13 protein-coding genes are annotated in these 13,580 nt (G+C 58.5%); 10 read left to right on the forward strand and 3 right to left on the reverse strand.

Annotated features, from left to right (window positions below):
* Positions 1–61: 61 nt before the first annotated feature.
* The 3 genes from Y5S_RS00325 to Y5S_RS00335 are packed head-to-tail and all read right to left on the reverse strand — an operon-like array spanning position 62 to position 2,494.
* Complete coding sequence (locus tag Y5S_RS00325; protein WP_035229248.1) at positions 62–946, reverse strand: alpha/beta fold hydrolase; 885 nt, start codon at positions 944–946, stop codon at positions 62–64.
* On the reverse strand, positions 943–1,212 hold the full coding sequence (locus Y5S_RS00330; RefSeq protein WP_035229250.1) for an acylphosphatase: 270 nt from the start codon (positions 1,210–1,212) through the stop codon (positions 943–945). The genes Y5S_RS00325 and Y5S_RS00330 overlap by 4 nt, the downstream gene beginning before the upstream one ends.
* Complete coding sequence (locus tag Y5S_RS00335; RefSeq protein ID WP_231552591.1) at positions 1,202–2,494, reverse strand: YihY family inner membrane protein; 1,293 nt, start codon at positions 2,492–2,494, stop codon at positions 1,202–1,204. Before Y5S_RS00335 ends, Y5S_RS00330 begins: the two co-directional genes overlap by 11 nt.
* A gap of 75 nt (positions 2,495–2,569) precedes the next feature.
* Here Y5S_RS00335 and arsC point away from each other — a divergent pair, with 75 nt between their 5' ends.
* The 10 genes from arsC to Y5S_RS00385 all read left to right on the forward strand — a co-directional run bounded on the left by arsC (position 2,570) and on the right by Y5S_RS00385 (position 13,293).
* Positions 2,570–2,926 carry an arsenate reductase (glutaredoxin) gene (gene arsC / locus Y5S_RS00340; RefSeq protein ID WP_035229252.1) on the forward strand — a complete coding sequence of 119 codons (357 nt, stop codon included), beginning with the start codon at positions 2,570–2,572 and terminating at the stop codon, positions 2,924–2,926.
* Between the two features lie 9 nt (positions 2,927–2,935).
* On the forward strand, positions 2,936–3,532 hold the full coding sequence (gene wrbA / locus Y5S_RS00345) for an NAD(P)H:quinone oxidoreductase (protein WP_081939594.1): 597 nt from the start codon (positions 2,936–2,938) through the stop codon (positions 3,530–3,532).
* The gene (locus Y5S_RS00350; RefSeq protein ID WP_231552592.1) at positions 3,529–3,873 is read left to right on the forward strand and encodes a DUF2069 domain-containing protein; all 345 of its coding nucleotides are present in this window, start codon (positions 3,529–3,531) and stop codon (positions 3,871–3,873) included. Before wrbA ends, Y5S_RS00350 begins: the two co-directional genes overlap by 4 nt.
* Positions 3,863–4,543, forward strand: a complete 681-nt coding sequence (locus tag Y5S_RS00355; protein ID WP_035229258.1) for an RDD family protein — start codon at positions 3,863–3,865, stop codon at positions 4,541–4,543. Before Y5S_RS00350 ends, Y5S_RS00355 begins: the two co-directional genes overlap by 11 nt.
* On the forward strand, positions 4,540–5,529 hold the full coding sequence (locus tag Y5S_RS00360) for a stage II sporulation protein M (RefSeq protein ID WP_035229260.1): 990 nt from the start codon (positions 4,540–4,542) through the stop codon (positions 5,527–5,529). The genes Y5S_RS00355 and Y5S_RS00360 overlap by 4 nt, the downstream gene beginning before the upstream one ends.
* Positions 5,510–7,021 (forward strand): hypothetical protein, encoded by a 1,512-nt coding sequence (locus Y5S_RS00365; protein WP_035229263.1) that lies wholly within the window; start codon positions 5,510–5,512, stop codon positions 7,019–7,021. The genes Y5S_RS00360 and Y5S_RS00365 overlap by 20 nt, the downstream gene beginning before the upstream one ends.
* Positions 7,014–8,330: a DUF4350 domain-containing protein gene (locus tag Y5S_RS00370; RefSeq protein ID WP_035229266.1), complete on the forward strand. Its 1,317-nt coding sequence runs from the start codon at positions 7,014–7,016 to the stop codon at positions 8,328–8,330. Before Y5S_RS00365 ends, Y5S_RS00370 begins: the two co-directional genes overlap by 8 nt.
* Positions 8,327–9,298: an AAA family ATPase gene (locus Y5S_RS00375; RefSeq protein ID WP_035229268.1), complete on the forward strand. Its 972-nt coding sequence runs from the start codon at positions 8,327–8,329 to the stop codon at positions 9,296–9,298. Before Y5S_RS00370 ends, Y5S_RS00375 begins: the two co-directional genes overlap by 4 nt.
* Positions 9,295–10,602 carry a DUF58 domain-containing protein gene (locus Y5S_RS00380; protein WP_035229272.1) on the forward strand — a complete coding sequence of 436 codons (1,308 nt, stop codon included), beginning with the start codon at positions 9,295–9,297 and terminating at the stop codon, positions 10,600–10,602. The genes Y5S_RS00375 and Y5S_RS00380 overlap by 4 nt, the downstream gene beginning before the upstream one ends.
* 651 nt (positions 10,603–11,253) lie before the next feature.
* The gene (locus Y5S_RS00385) at positions 11,254–13,293 is read left to right on the forward strand and encodes a BCCT family transporter (RefSeq protein ID WP_035229274.1); all 2,040 of its coding nucleotides are present in this window, start codon (positions 11,254–11,256) and stop codon (positions 13,291–13,293) included.
* The last annotated feature ends 287 nt before the right edge of the window (positions 13,294–13,580 follow it).

A 13,580-nucleotide genomic window follows, 5' to 3' on the forward strand; every position in this document is an offset into this window, starting at 1 on the left:
TAGTATAGCCCAGAGAACAAAGCAGGAGAAAACCCGCTGTTGGCGGGTTTTTACAGGGCAGCTACAGGGTGCAGTCACATTCAGTGGCTTTGAGCATGCGCAGCAGGTGGGCATTGACCTCATCCGGTTTCTCCAGATGAAGAAAATGTCCTGCGCCAGCAATGGTTTGCAGCTCTACCCCGCCTTTGAAGTCACTCTCGATGAGGGTTTCGTTCAACAGCTTGGGGCTCATGCAACCATCGTTTTCGCCGATCAGAATCTGGGTAGGGGTGGCCAGATCACGGCCCAGCCAGGCCCGCGCCTTGCGGTGTTCTTTCTTCCACACCTTGAACAGGGAGCGATACCAGGCCAGTGCAGCGGGGATAACACCCGGCTCTGACAGGGTGTGCTTGGCATTGTCCAGATACATTTCCGGCTCCCAGTTCGGAGACCAGCGACGCCACAACGTTTCTACCCCGCTGAGATCACCTTTGGTAAGCCAGGCTTCCGGGGCCAGTGGAAGTTGGAAGAACTGCATGTAGCCACTCAGCAGGATCTGCTCCGGCACTTTCAGCAATGCCTGCGGGATGCGCCGTACCGGCGGGATGGCAAGGGCACTGAAAGAACAGAAGGTATCCGGGGCCTGGGCACAGGCCAGGTAGCCCACCACTGCTCCCCAGTCATGGCCGACCAGATGCACACGACCACCCAGCTGGGCAGCAAATACCATCAGGTCGTCCACGGCGGCGTAGAGGGAATAATCGCCGTTGCCCGGCTGGCAGCCGGGCGCATAGCCCCGCAATGCTGGCGCAATCGCGGTGTAGCCGGCCTTGGCGATGGCATTAATCTGCACCGCCCAGTTTTCGTACGTATCAGGAAAGCCGTGCAACAGAATGACCGGTTCACCCTCACCCGCCATCAAGGCGGGAAAACGCAAATCCCCATTCACCAGCTCAACCTGTTTCATCCTGCCACCTCAAAGTAATTGGTCTTCAGCGCTTCTTCGGCACGGCACGCGACGTCATCGACCTTGGCCATCCACGGCCCTTGATGCATGGCATCGATCATGTCCAGCACGTCGTCATCGTTCCCCTGCAGCACCGCTTCCACCCGGCCGTCATCCAGATTGCGTACCCAGCCAACCAGATTACGCTGCAGCGCCGCCTGGCGAGTCCAGGCGCGATAGCCTACTCCTTGCACTAGTCCGGTTACCAGTACATGTCTAGTCAGCATTTGTCTCCTCCTGTGGCTGCGAATCAACCTGGCCCCGGAACAATTCATCCAATGGCACTTTCAGGGTTTGCATCAGTTCACCGCGGGCTTCATCCATGTGATCTTTCAAGCGATCTTCCCAAGGCAGCATCTCCTGTTGGGAACGGATACGCAGCTGGGTATGCAAGGGCCAGGGCAGCGCCGCCAGCAACTGCGCCAGGGTCAAATTGCGTAGATCACGAGACAGGATATAACCACCTTCATCGGTACGCTGAATCAGACGGGCATCCAACAGCAGATTGCGGAACTCATCCCACTGGGAAATCCCCGACTGGCGCATCACCTTGCGCACTTCCCGGCTTCGCAATGTCTTGCCGTGTTGTTGCCGCTCCCAGAACACATGCAACAACCGCAGCAGCGCATGCATACGAGGCACCTTGCTGCGATGCTCCTGGAATACCACCAGCGCCCGCACCAGTTCAGCCCCACCCAGCACAATGGTCCAGGACACATAGAGCCATAACAGAAATACCGGCACGGCCGCGAAGGCCCCGTAAACTACCTGATAGCTGGGAGCCTGTTTGATAAAGAACGTAAAGCCCCCCTTGGCGAGCTCAAATAACAGGGCCGCGCACGCCGCGCCCAGCAGCCCTTGTCGGAACGGCACACTGGTATTGGGGACCACGGTATAGAGCAACGTCAGCATCAGGGTGGTAAACACGAACGGCAGCAGCGTCAGCCACATTCTCGCGCCACCCAGAAAGCTCACCGTTTCATTGAATACGCTCATGGAGGTGAGGTACGAACTGATTGCCAACCCGGCGCCAAGGAAGATGGGCCCCAGTGACAATACCGCCCAATACATCAACAGGCTGGTAAGCCCCTTGCGAGCGGTCGGCACTTTCCACATTCGGTTCAGTGTTTGCTCGATCGTGCGCAGCATCAGCACCGAGGTGATCACCAGAAATACAATGCCCAACCCGGTAAGGTTGCTCGCTTGTTTGGCAAACGACTGCAGATGCTCAAGCAACATGTTGCCCGCTGAAGGCACAAAATAATCAAACGCCCATTGCTGGAACTGCACCCCCTTGTCCTTGAGCGCCGGCACGGATGCCAGGACGGCAAAACTCACCGTCATCACCGGCACAATGGCAAACAGGGTGGTATAGGTCAGCGCGGCAGCACTCTGCCGGCAACCATCTTCATTGAACTGTCGAACCAACAAGCCCCAAAAGGCACGCACGGAATCATATCGCGGGCGTACAGGGATCAGGGCATCCTCCATATCCATGGGTTCCTTCATAGAAAAGGCATCCTCTCCTTGCCACCGTGTGCCGGCAGCTTACAATGTCGGCGAACTCACAGAATATGCAAAGCGATGACGGACTACACTATTTTCCATAATCCACGCTGCTCCAAATCTCGCCAGACCTTGGCATTACTGGAAGAAAACGGCGTTACCCCCACTATTGTAAAGTATCTGGATGACACCCCGGATGCAGCAACCCTTGCGGCCCTGATCAAAAAACTGGGACTGAGCAAAGCCCATGATCTGGTACGCAACAAGGAAGCCGATTACGCTATTGCCGGATTGAGCAAGGACAGCAGCGACAAGGATGTGATCGCTGCCATGGTGGCGCACCCCAAACTGATCGAACGCCCGATTGTCGTTCGCGGCGATAAAGCCGTACTGGGCCGCCCACCGGAAAACGTATTGGCCCTGCTGGGCAAATAAAGGCAAATCATGACGGATTATGTGCTGGTGCTGTTTTACAGTCGCAATGGCAGCGTGGCCAATCTGGCGACTCAGGTAGCCCGTGGCGTGGAAAGCACCGGAATGGAAGCGCGCCTTCGCACGGTACCGCCCGTTTCTGCGGATCACGAAGCCACCGGCAACCCGGTGCCGGATAACGGCGCGCCTTATGCCACGCTTGATGACCTGCGAGGCTGCGCCGGCCTGGCGCTGGGCTCCCCCACTCGTTTCGGCAATATGGCCGCGCCGATGAAATATTTCATCGACCAGACCAGCGAGCTATGGATGCAGGGCACTCTGGTTGGCAAACCGGCCGGTGTATTCTCAGCCAGCAGCAGCCTGCACGGTGGCCAGGAAAGCACCCTGCTTTCCATGATGACGCCACTACTGCACCACGGCATGGTGATTACCGGCGTGCCCTACACCGAGCAGGCATTGATTGACACCCAAAGCGGCGGCACACCCTATGGCCCCACCCATGTGTCAGGTACACGCGGTGATGCCTCCCTCACCGAACACGAAATCTCTCTGGCGCGGGCACTGGGCAAACGCCTCGGCACCCTCGCCAGACAATTAAAGGCCTCATGATGATTCTCAACTTGCTAAGGGCAAGCTATGCCCTGCTGTTACTGGTAGGCATCACCGGCCTGTTCAGCCTTGCGCCACCGGACGCACACTGGCTCTCTACCCTGATCATCGCGCTGGTGCTCTATGTGCCGCTGCTGATCATGGCCCCTGCCATGAGCGACGGTAACAAGCGTCAATGCACTTGGCTGTGCTTTATCCTGCTGTTCTATTTCTGCGGTTATACCGTGCAACTGCTGGACCCGCCCCCGGTGCGTACCCTTGCCATCGTCAAGACCAGTCTGAACGTGGTGATGTTCGTGCTGGCCGCCATGCAGATCCGCCAGGGCCAGCATGCAGATTGATGAACGGCTGGAGATTGAGACACCGGAAGGGACGCTGCTGACGCTGTCCCTGGCTGGCCCGATTCCCCGCGCCATGGCCTACGGTATTGATCTACTCATTCGCATCGTCTTTTTTGCCATTTTCGCCATGGTACTGGCCGCCCTCGGCAAGGTGGGCACCGGGATCATGCTGATCACCCTTTTCTTGCTGGAGTGGTTTTACCCCACACTTTTCGAAGCACTGCGCCACGGCCAGACCCCCGGCAAAAAATTCATGGGCATTGCCGTGGTACACAGCAATGGCACACCGCTGAGCTTCAATGGCAGCCTGATCCGCAACCTGCTGCGCACAGCAGATGCCTTCCCGCTGTTTTATCTGTTGGGCTTTATCAGCACGCTGCTGAGCCCTCGTTTCCAGCGGCTCGGTGATATGGCGGCCAACTCCGTGGTTATCCATGTGGAGAGCACGCCTACTGCCGTGAAACCGGAAAATGCCGACACCACCCCACCGGATTGGCCCCTGACCCGGGAAGATCAACTCGCCCTGCTCGCCTTCCAGGAACGCCAGAGCCAGTTTTCTGAACCTCGCCAACAGGAACTGGCCCAGCTCGCTTACCCGGAACTGAGCCCTTCACTGGCACTGCAACGATTGAAAGCCGTCACCCGCTATCTGATGGAGGGGGCGCGATGAAACAGATCCAGTTTGAAAACCGCTATCGCTCTGTGTGGAACGGCCTTGAGGCCCAGCTGGAACAACTGGAAGCCATTCGGGTGGGACGGCAGAAGGCTCTACCGCTGGACCAGTTCGTTACCGACTACCGGCAACTCTGCCACCAGCTGGCTCTGGCACGGGAGCGTGGTTATAGCCTGGAACTTCAGCAGTACCTGAACAACCTGGTGCTGCGCGCGCATCGTCAACTGTATCGCTACAATCCTTCGCTGGCGGATCGCATCGGCGATTTCTTTGGCCGCAGTTTTCCGCAGGCAGTGCGCCGTCAGTGGCGCTGGCACATGATCAGCGCGCTCAGCTTTGTGCTCTCCATTGCGCTGGCCTGGACCCTGGTGCATCAACAACCCGACATGGTCTACACGGTACTGGATGAAAGCTCCCTGGCTGACATCGAAATGATGTATCAGCCCGATGAAGACGGCGGCAGCGATATTCATGCCGACCGTGATGGTAGCGATGATGTGCTGATGTTCGGTTACTACATCAAGAACAATATCGGCATTGCGTTCCGTACCTTTGCCGGTGGCCTGCTGTTGGGCGTGGGGGCCATTCTGGTCATGCTCTTCAATGGCAGTTTCTTCGGTGCCATCGCCGGGCATCTGATCAATGTGGGTGGCGATGAGCCTTTCTTCACCTTTGTGATTGCCCATGGCGCACCGGAACTGACTGCCATCGTACTGGCCGGCGGTGCCGGGCTGCGCCTGGGCTGGGCTATTATTGCGCCGGGAGCGTACACCCGGCTCAATGCGTTGCGACTGGCTGCAAAAGACAGCCTGCCAACCATGTACGGCGTGTTCGCCTTGCTGTTACTGGCGGCCTTTATCGAAGCGTTCTGGTCACCACGGGACTTTGAGCCAGTGGTGAAATACAGCGTGGGAGCGGCCTGCTGGGGCCTTTTGTATCTTTATCTATTGTTCGGGGGACGCCATGGAACTGGAAAAGGCTAGCGCCCGACTGGCACCACGCAGCCCCTGGCAGGCAGTGGATTTGGGTTCCCAGATGTTCCGTCGCTGGGCCTGGCCTACCGTGCGTATCTGGCTGGCTTTCACTCTACTCCCCTTTCTCCTGACACTGGCCGCCACCAGCAGCTTTGAATCCTTCTGGCCGCTGGTGCTGTTCTGGTGGTTAAAGCCCGCCTGGGAGCGGCCCTTGCTGGCCTGGTACAGCCACGCCCTGTTCGCAGAAGAACTCACCCTCAAGGAACTGTTCAAACGCTGGAGGCACTATGCCCTGCCCGGCCTGATGGCGCAGTTGACCTGGCGGCGGCTCAGCCCGGCCCGCAGTTTCAATACTGCCATCTGGCAACTGGAGGGAGCTCGTGGCGATCAGGTTGGTCTGAGGCATCGCATTCTGCATCGCGCCCCGTCCAACCGCGCGGGGATGTTGACGATAGTCCTGTTCCATATTGAACAGTTCATGGCCTATGGAATGATGGCGTTGCTTTACATGCTGATTCCCTGGCAATTCAATCTGGAATTCAGCGACTGGTTCTTTGAACAAGGCATCCTGCAAACCCTCGTTGCCAGCACCTGCCTGTACCTGGTGCTGTGTGTCACCGAACCGCTCTATGTGGCCTGCGGATTTGCCCTCTACCTGAACAAGCGCACCTGGCTGGAAGGCTGGGATCTGCAACTCGGCCTCACTCGCATCGGTAAACGCCGCCGTTCCGGTACGGTTGCCGCCGTGCTGCTGTTGGCCCTACTGGCTCCGGTACTGCCAGAGCCCGCCAGTGCCGAGCCCACTCCAAAACATAAAACCAACACCGAACAACAACAGGTGATTGAACTGCTGGCGGGCGAGGACTACATGCCTTTCGAAACCCGCACCAGCCGGGAGTGGAAAAATCGCGATGAGGATGCCAGCGAAGAAAGCAGCTGGTGGGAGATTTTCTGGGAAGCGTTTTTTGATAGCACCGACGATGGGGCCGAGCGTTCCAGCAAACCGCTCAATATTCCAGACACCCTGATCTGGGTGGTGTTCTGGGCCCTGTTTGCCGCGATTGTGCTTTGGCTACTCATGAAAGTCGCATCACAGATTGGTTTCTCCGGCCCGATCCGCAAGCGCAAGCATGCTATCCCCACCCATGTGGCCGGGCTGGACATCCGCCATCACAGCTTGCCCGATGACCTGGAGCAGGCGGTGAACAGTGCGCTCGAAGAAAACGATATCCGTACCGCCCTGTCCTTGTTGCTGCGAGTCAGCCTGGCCACCCTGCTGCGCGAATACCCTGTTGCGCTCGCCGCAGGCAGCACGGAACAACATTGCTTGCGCACCCTGCAGCGCGAGCATGGCCAGGCCAGCGGCATTGAGGTACTCAAGCAGGTGGTGAATGCCTGGGTACGCACCGCCTGGGCACACCGCCCAGTGAGCGAAGGTGACGTGCGCGAACTGTTGGCGCAATGGCAGTCAGTACGTTTTGTGGAGGTGGAGCATGGCTAGCCTGCGCAAATGGTTTCCCGCCCTGTTGGCGCTGTTGGTATTGGTACTGTCCGCGGCTTATTACGCCCTGACAGAAGAAATCACTACCATTGCCCGAGTGGCTCCGGACAGTAGCGTGCAGCGCGACCCTTTCCATGCCGCCCAGGCCTGGATGGCCCGGCGGGAACAACCCACCCGCCGAATCCTCAGTGCCGCCGCCCTGTTCCCGCTCCCCGATACCGACACCACCCTGGTGTTCGACAAGCAGCGCGGGTTAATGACCGAGGATCAGGTAAACCAGCTGTTGAACTGGGTGATGGAAGGAGGCGATCTTATCGTCGCTGCCCGAGCCTTGCCGGAATCCCGTGACGAAGAGAGCGCCACCGACGAGCAGTGGCGTGATAACGACCCCCTCCTCTACCCGCTTGGCATCACTGTCTGGGATATCGAGGAAGGGGAATTCCAGGAACTGGAGGAAGACCCTCTGGTTGCCCTGTTGGCAATGATGCCCGCCTTCGCCGGCGACCCATTGCAGTATTGCATCACCAGTGACAACGAAGAGCTGCGCGCCAACTGTGAATCCCTGGTGTGCGACGCGCCCGAACAACCGGACACGCTGGAACTGCACACCGATGAGGACACCTTTCCTCGCCATATCCAGCTCTACAGTGACCATGTGCTCTGGCACGACAGCTGGGATGAAGAAGACGGATTTGAGCCACACCGCGAGTGGCCGGCCGAAGTCACAGCCTACGCCGATAATGATCACGGCAGTCAGCTGCTGCAGCTGTCGCTTGGCGAGGGTCAGATCACGGTACTTACCGATCTCAGCCTGTGGGACAACGATCATCTGCTCTATTTTGACCATGCCTGGTTGCTGGTCTGGTTAACCGGCGACGATGCAGTCTGGTTTATCCGCTCAGTGGCCATGCCTCCTTTACTGCAGTGGCTTTGGCAACGTGCTCCGGAACTGTTCCTCTCGCTGCTGATTCTGCTGGCGTTGTGGCTATGGCTGCGCATCCCTCGCCAGGGACCATTGCAACCGCCCGATGAGGATGAGCAACGCGACTACCTCCAGCATTTACATGCCAGTGGCTATTTCCAGTGGCGCACTGTGCAACAGGATTCACTGCTCTCCGCTCTGCGCCAGCAGGCCAAGGCCAGATTGCGCGGCTATCACACCAATGATGACAAGGCACTGGCGCTCGCAGCCAGGGATCTGAACTGTCCCACCAGCGAATTGCACAGCGCCCTCAATGACACCCCGCAGACCCGTGACCAGCTGATTCATCAGGTCCGGCTGCTGCAAGCGTTAAGGAGTAACACATGAGCCAACCCAACACCCTGCAGGAAGCGGCAGCCCTTGCCAGTGATATCGAGCAACGCCTTAATCAAGCGCTGATCGGACAGCAGCAAGTGGTACGAGAAGTGTTGATCGCCCTGATTGCCGGCGGCCATGTGCTGATTGAAGGGGTGCCCGGACTCGGCAAGACTCTGCTGGTGCGTAGCCTGGGCAAGGTGCTGGAACTGGATTTCAACCGTATCCAGTTCACTCCAGACCTGATGCCAACGGACGTGACCGGCCACGCCATGTATGACCAGAAGACCGAGCAATTCCGGATTCGTCGTGGCCCGGCGTTCACCCAGCTGCTGCTGGCTGATGAAATCAACCGCGCCCCTGCCAAGACCCAGGCCGCACTGCTGGAAGTGATGCAGGAACGACAGATCACCATTGAGGGCAAAGCCTTTAGCCTGGACGAGCCCTACATGGTACTGGCCACCCAGAACCCGTTGGACCAGGAGGGCACCTACCCGCTGCCAGAAGCGGAACTGGACCGTTTCCTGTTCAAGGTGATGATCGATTACCCGGACCACAACGACGAAACCACCCTGGTCAACATGGTGCTCGACGGCACCATTCGCGCCAGTCTGGATGTGGACAGCCTGACCCCGGCCACCGATGGCGCCGGCCTGCTGGCCATGCGCAAACTCTGTGACAGCGTATTGATCGACGCGGAAGTGCTCGATTACGCCCTGCGCATCGTGCGCACGACTCGCGACTTCAGCGGCCTCAGCCACGGTGCCAGCCCCCGCGCCAGCATCGCCCTGGCCCGTGCCGCTCGCGTTCAAGCGCTGGTGGAGGGTCGCGACTTTGTCACTCCGGATGATATTCAGCAGGTAGCACGCCCGGTACTGCGCCATCGCATTCAGCTCAGTGCTGATGCAGAAATTGAAGGGCAAACCCCGGAAACCGTACTGGGACGCCTGCTTGAGCAGGTGGAAGCCCCGCGCCAATGAAGCCGGCTCGTCGTCTGCTCCAGCTGGTCGCCCTCTGGGCCGGCCTCGCCATCCCGCTGATCTGGCTGGATTCCACCGGACTGGTCGCCCTGTGGTGGGCGCTGGGCGGGCTTATCACGGTGATTGCGCTGCTCGACGGCTGGCAGCTCACGCGACAACCTGCCCCGCAAGCACAGCGCATCCTGCCCAGTGCCCTGTCTGTCCAGCAGCCTCACCCGGTACGTATCCGGGTACGCTCAAACAGCCTCCCCGCAGGTACTCTGCTGGCTGATCGGCACCCCGGCGATGACCCGGATACCGGCCTGCCCTGCCTGCTGAATCCCGCAGAGGACGAACTGACCGAACTGACTTACCCGTATCGGCCAAGCCGACGCGGGCCAACGGAATTTGGAGACCTGGAATTCTGGCTACCCAGCCGGCTTTCGCTGTGGAGCGCTCGCAAATCCGTTGCTGCCGCCTGCAGCGTGCCCGTCTACCCGGATTTTTCCCGCTTGCATGCCACCAGTCTGGACGCCAGCCATACCTACCTGTTCAGCGGTACCCGTCTGCAGCCGCGCCGGGGTGAAGGGATGGAGTTTCATCAGTTACGCGAATACCACGCCGGTGACAGCCTGCGGCAGATCGACTGGAAAGCCACCGCCCGCCGACGCACGTTGATTAGCCGCGAATATCAAGATGAGCAGAACCAACAAATCTTGTTGATGCTGGACGGCGGCCGACGACTGGCCATGCCGGTGGGCGAACTCACCGGCTTTGACCATGCGCTCAATGCTGCCCTGCTGCTGGCATGGAGTGCACTCAAACAGAAGGATAAAGCCGGCGCCATGCTGTTTTCCGGCGACCAGCCACGCTGGCTACCGCCAGTCCAGGGCCAGCATGGCATCAACCATCTGTTGAACGGCCTCTATGATCTGCACCCCAGTGAACACGCCAGCGATTTCAACCTGGCCGCTCGGCAGCTACTGAAACAAAGTCGCCGCCGCGCGCTGGTGGTATTGATCACTCGCCTGCAGCAGGAAGATCGGGATGATCTGATGAGCGCTGTGACGTTGCTGCGAAAACATCATCTGGTGCTGGTGGCAGACATGCTGCTCCCTGAACAGGAGAACCTGGCACGGGCTGACGTGCACGATTTTGATGGCGCCCTGCAAGTCTGTGCGGCGGCACAGGAGCAACAGGAACGCCAGCAACTGCATACCCGCCTGCGCCATGCCGGCGCGCTGGTCACAGCCACCACGCCACAGAACATGCCCGCACAGCTGAATCATTTATATCTGATGCTCAAGCGTAGTGGGCGGTTGTAGAGACAGTTTCGAGTTGCGAGAAGCGAGTTTCGAAGATCCCCCCTCCGATCCGCAAGGTATTCGCCTTTGACTTTAGTAACTCGTAACTCGTAACTCGTAACTCAAAACGACTATCGCTGGATTCGCACCTCACCAGGCGAAGCGCAGGAACGTCGTAGACGCCCCCGAAGGGGTGAGCGCAGCGAATACCGGGTGCGCCGACAGCCGGAATGCCCTCCCTTCACCCCAAGCCTCATTGTAGGAGCAGCGTTTGCTATGCCCTCCGGGTACGCATGTTTCGCGGCGGAACCGCCGCTCCTACAAGAACAGGAAGCCCTTTCCCCCACTGCAGGAGCGCCACTTGAGGCGCGAACAACGCCGGTATGAGATTCGGGAAACAATCGACGAGGATCAGAGCCCGATCCTCGTCCTTTTGACCACAGACCCCGCAACACCACCACCGGGGGTGATTAAAAAGCCTCATATGTTAAGGTGGGGCAACAAGGGAACCACTGAATACAGTTTTGTAGTACTCCGCGGTGCAGGACAACAGGCGTCATCTGGTTGTCATTGCGCCCCTTGTATTTCAAGGCCTTTCTTTGCCAGTCAGTGCGCAGTGCAGAAGCTACGGTTCCCGGAAACGGCACCCTCAATCCGGACAAGGAGCTTCCAATGTCAGAGTCTGCCGAGCAGGACACTTCGCCTACCTCGGGCATTAAGAGCAAGATCAATCCCCCCGTCTTCTACGGTTCTCTCGTCATCATCGTCGGACTGGTACTTTTCTCCGTCGTCGCCCCTGAAACCGCCGGCTCCTTCTTCAACGGGCTAAAGCTCGCTGTGATTGAAGAAGCCAGTTGGTTCTATGTACTGACCGTCGCCATCATCATTTCACTCGTTGCCTTCCTCGGCATCAGTCGCTATGGCGAGATCAAACTGGGCCCGGATCATTCCGAGCCGGATTACAGCTATGGCTCCTGGTTTGCCATGCTGTTCTCTGCTGGTATGGGCATTGGCCTGATGTTCTTCGGCGTTGCCGAACCGGTGATGCACTTCACCAGTCCGCCGATGGCAGAACCCGGCGGTATTGAAGCTGCCAAGGAAGCCATGCGTGTCACCTTTTTCCATTGGGGGCTGCATGCATGGTCGATCTACGCCATTGTCGGCCTGATTCTGGCGTACTTCAGTTTCCGCCGCGGCCTGCCGCTGACCTTGCGTTCTGCGCTGTATCCGATCATCGGCAAGAAAATTTACGGCCCTATTGGCCACGCCGTGGATATCTTTGCTGTGGTCGGCACGGTATTGGGCGTGGCAACGTCACTGGGTTTTGGTGTGCAGCAAGTCAACGCGGGGCTGAACTACCTGTTCGGGCTGCCGGTCAGCGATACCATGCAGGTGACCCTGATTGTGGTCATCACTGGCCTGGCCACTATCTCCGTGGTAACCGGTCTGGATGCCGGTATCCGTCGCCTTTCCGAGCTCAATCTGGGGCTCGCTTTCCTGTTGCTGGCTTTTGTCCTGCTACTGGGGCCAACCATCTTCCTGCTGAAGACCTATATGCAGAATGTGGGGTCCTATCTGTCTGAACTGGTTAGCATGACCTTCAATTTGTACGCTTACCAACCCAAGGTGGATGGTGGTCCGCAGGCCTGGGTAGGCGGCTGGACGATCTTCTACTGGGGCTGGTGGATTGCCTGGTCTCCTTTCGTGGGGCTGTTCATTGCGCGTATTTCTCGCGGCCGCACCATTCGTGAGTTCGCCATGGGCGTCATGTTTGTCCCTGCGGGTTTCACCTTGTTCTGGATGACCGTATTTGGTGATTCCGGCATCCACATGATCATGACCGAGTCCTTTGCGGATCTCGGCCGACTGGTCAGCGAGGATATGTCTGTGGCCTTGTTCCACTTCCTGGAACAGTTCCCGTTCTCAGGCTTCATTTCCGGTGTCGCGACGCTGATGGTGATCGTGTTCTTCGTAACTTCCTCCGATTCCGGCTCCATGGTGGTGGACATGCTGGCCTCCGGCGGTCACGACGACACCCCCGTTTGGCAACGTGTGTTCTGGGCCAGTTCCGAAGGGGTAGTTGCCATTGCGTTGATGCTGGCAGGCGGTCTCGGCGCTCTGCAATCCGCTACCATCGCGGCAGCCCTGCCCTTCTCCGCCGTTCTGCTGGTGGCAGCTTACGGGCTGCTGCGCTCGCTGCGCATCGAAAACATTCGCCAGCGCAGCCTGGCGGCTGCGGTAGCACCGCCCGCAGAAGTGCATGTTGGCCATCAGCGGCCACAGGGTAGCGGTGGCTGGAAGTCCCGCCTGAAGAACATGGTCAACTTCCCGCTGCGAGTAAAAGTGCTGGAGTTCCTGGAAGTCACCGTAAAGCCTGCGCTTGAAACCGTTGCCAAGGAGCTGGAGAGCTACGGCCTCAAGGTAGAAATTCGCCACGAGGACGATCGCGCTTATCTGGAAGTGAGCCATGGTCAGGAAACCGACTTCATTTATGGTGTGCGTGTGCGCGGTTACACCCGTCCGTCACTGACTATCCGTCAGCTGGACCACGCCAAGAAGCACGCGGACAAGGACACTTACTATCGTGCAGAGGTGTTCTTGCAGGAAGGCGGTCAGGATTATGACCTGATGGGCTACACCAAGGACCAGGTGATCGTGGACGTGCTGGATCAGTACGAGAAGCACATGCACTTCCTGCATATGTTGCGCTAGAAGGCACAGCACGCAACAACGCGATTGAGGGTTGTTGCTGGCTAAAGACAAGAAGGCCGCGCCAGGATGGGTGCGGCCTTTTTTGTGGTATCAAGTTACGAGAAGCGAGTAACGAGTTTCGAAAACCGTGAAAAAACGATTTTAGACGTTTTGGTTGTCGCTACCCGAAACTCGTCACTCGCTGCTGATGCAGGAAGAACCAATCCTCCAGTTCAAACAGGTTTTCGACCTTTTGCCTCAATACCTCGCCCAGGCTCGGATCGCAAGCAGGCTCGCTCCTGCAGCGG

The sequence above is a fragment of the Alcanivorax nanhaiticus genome (assembly GCF_000756665.1).
GTDB lineage: Bacteria > Pseudomonadota > Gammaproteobacteria > Pseudomonadales > Alcanivoracaceae > Alcanivorax > Alcanivorax nanhaiticus.

What these genes read in the sequence shown, in the direction of transcription:
- Y5S_RS00330 (WP_035229250.1), bottom strand. Translation starts at nt 1,212, where the DNA reads ATGCTGACTAGACATGTACTGGTAACCGGACTAGTGCAAGGAGTAGGC.
- Y5S_RS00380 (WP_035229272.1), top strand. Translation starts at nt 9,295, where the DNA reads ATGAAGCCGGCTCGTCGTCTGCTCCAGCTGGTCGCCCTCTGGGCCGGC.
- arsC (WP_035229252.1), top strand. Translation starts at nt 2,570, where the DNA reads ATGACGGACTACACTATTTTCCATAATCCACGCTGCTCCAAATCTCGC.
- Y5S_RS00325 (WP_035229248.1), bottom strand. Translation starts at nt 946, where the DNA reads ATGAAACAGGTTGAGCTGGTGAATGGGGATTTGCGTTTTCCCGCCTTG.
- Y5S_RS00375 (WP_035229268.1), top strand. Translation starts at nt 8,327, where the DNA reads ATGAGCCAACCCAACACCCTGCAGGAAGCGGCAGCCCTTGCCAGTGAT.
- Y5S_RS00360 (WP_035229260.1), top strand. Translation starts at nt 4,540, where the DNA reads ATGAAACAGATCCAGTTTGAAAACCGCTATCGCTCTGTGTGGAACGGC.
- Y5S_RS00365 (WP_035229263.1), top strand. Translation starts at nt 5,510, where the DNA reads ATGGAACTGGAAAAGGCTAGCGCCCGACTGGCACCACGCAGCCCCTGG.
- Y5S_RS00370 (WP_035229266.1), top strand. Translation starts at nt 7,014, where the DNA reads ATGGCTAGCCTGCGCAAATGGTTTCCCGCCCTGTTGGCGCTGTTGGTA.
- wrbA (WP_081939594.1), top strand. Translation starts at nt 2,936, where the DNA reads ATGACGGATTATGTGCTGGTGCTGTTTTACAGTCGCAATGGCAGCGTG.
- Y5S_RS00350 (WP_231552592.1), top strand. Translation starts at nt 3,529, where the DNA reads ATGATGATTCTCAACTTGCTAAGGGCAAGCTATGCCCTGCTGTTACTG.
- Y5S_RS00335 (WP_231552591.1), bottom strand. Translation starts at nt 2,494, where the DNA reads ATGAAGGAACCCATGGATATGGAGGATGCCCTGATCCCTGTACGCCCG.
- Y5S_RS00355 (WP_035229258.1), top strand. Translation starts at nt 3,863, where the DNA reads ATGCAGATTGATGAACGGCTGGAGATTGAGACACCGGAAGGGACGCTG.
- Y5S_RS00385 (WP_035229274.1), top strand. Translation starts at nt 11,254, where the DNA reads ATGTCAGAGTCTGCCGAGCAGGACACTTCGCCTACCTCGGGCATTAAG.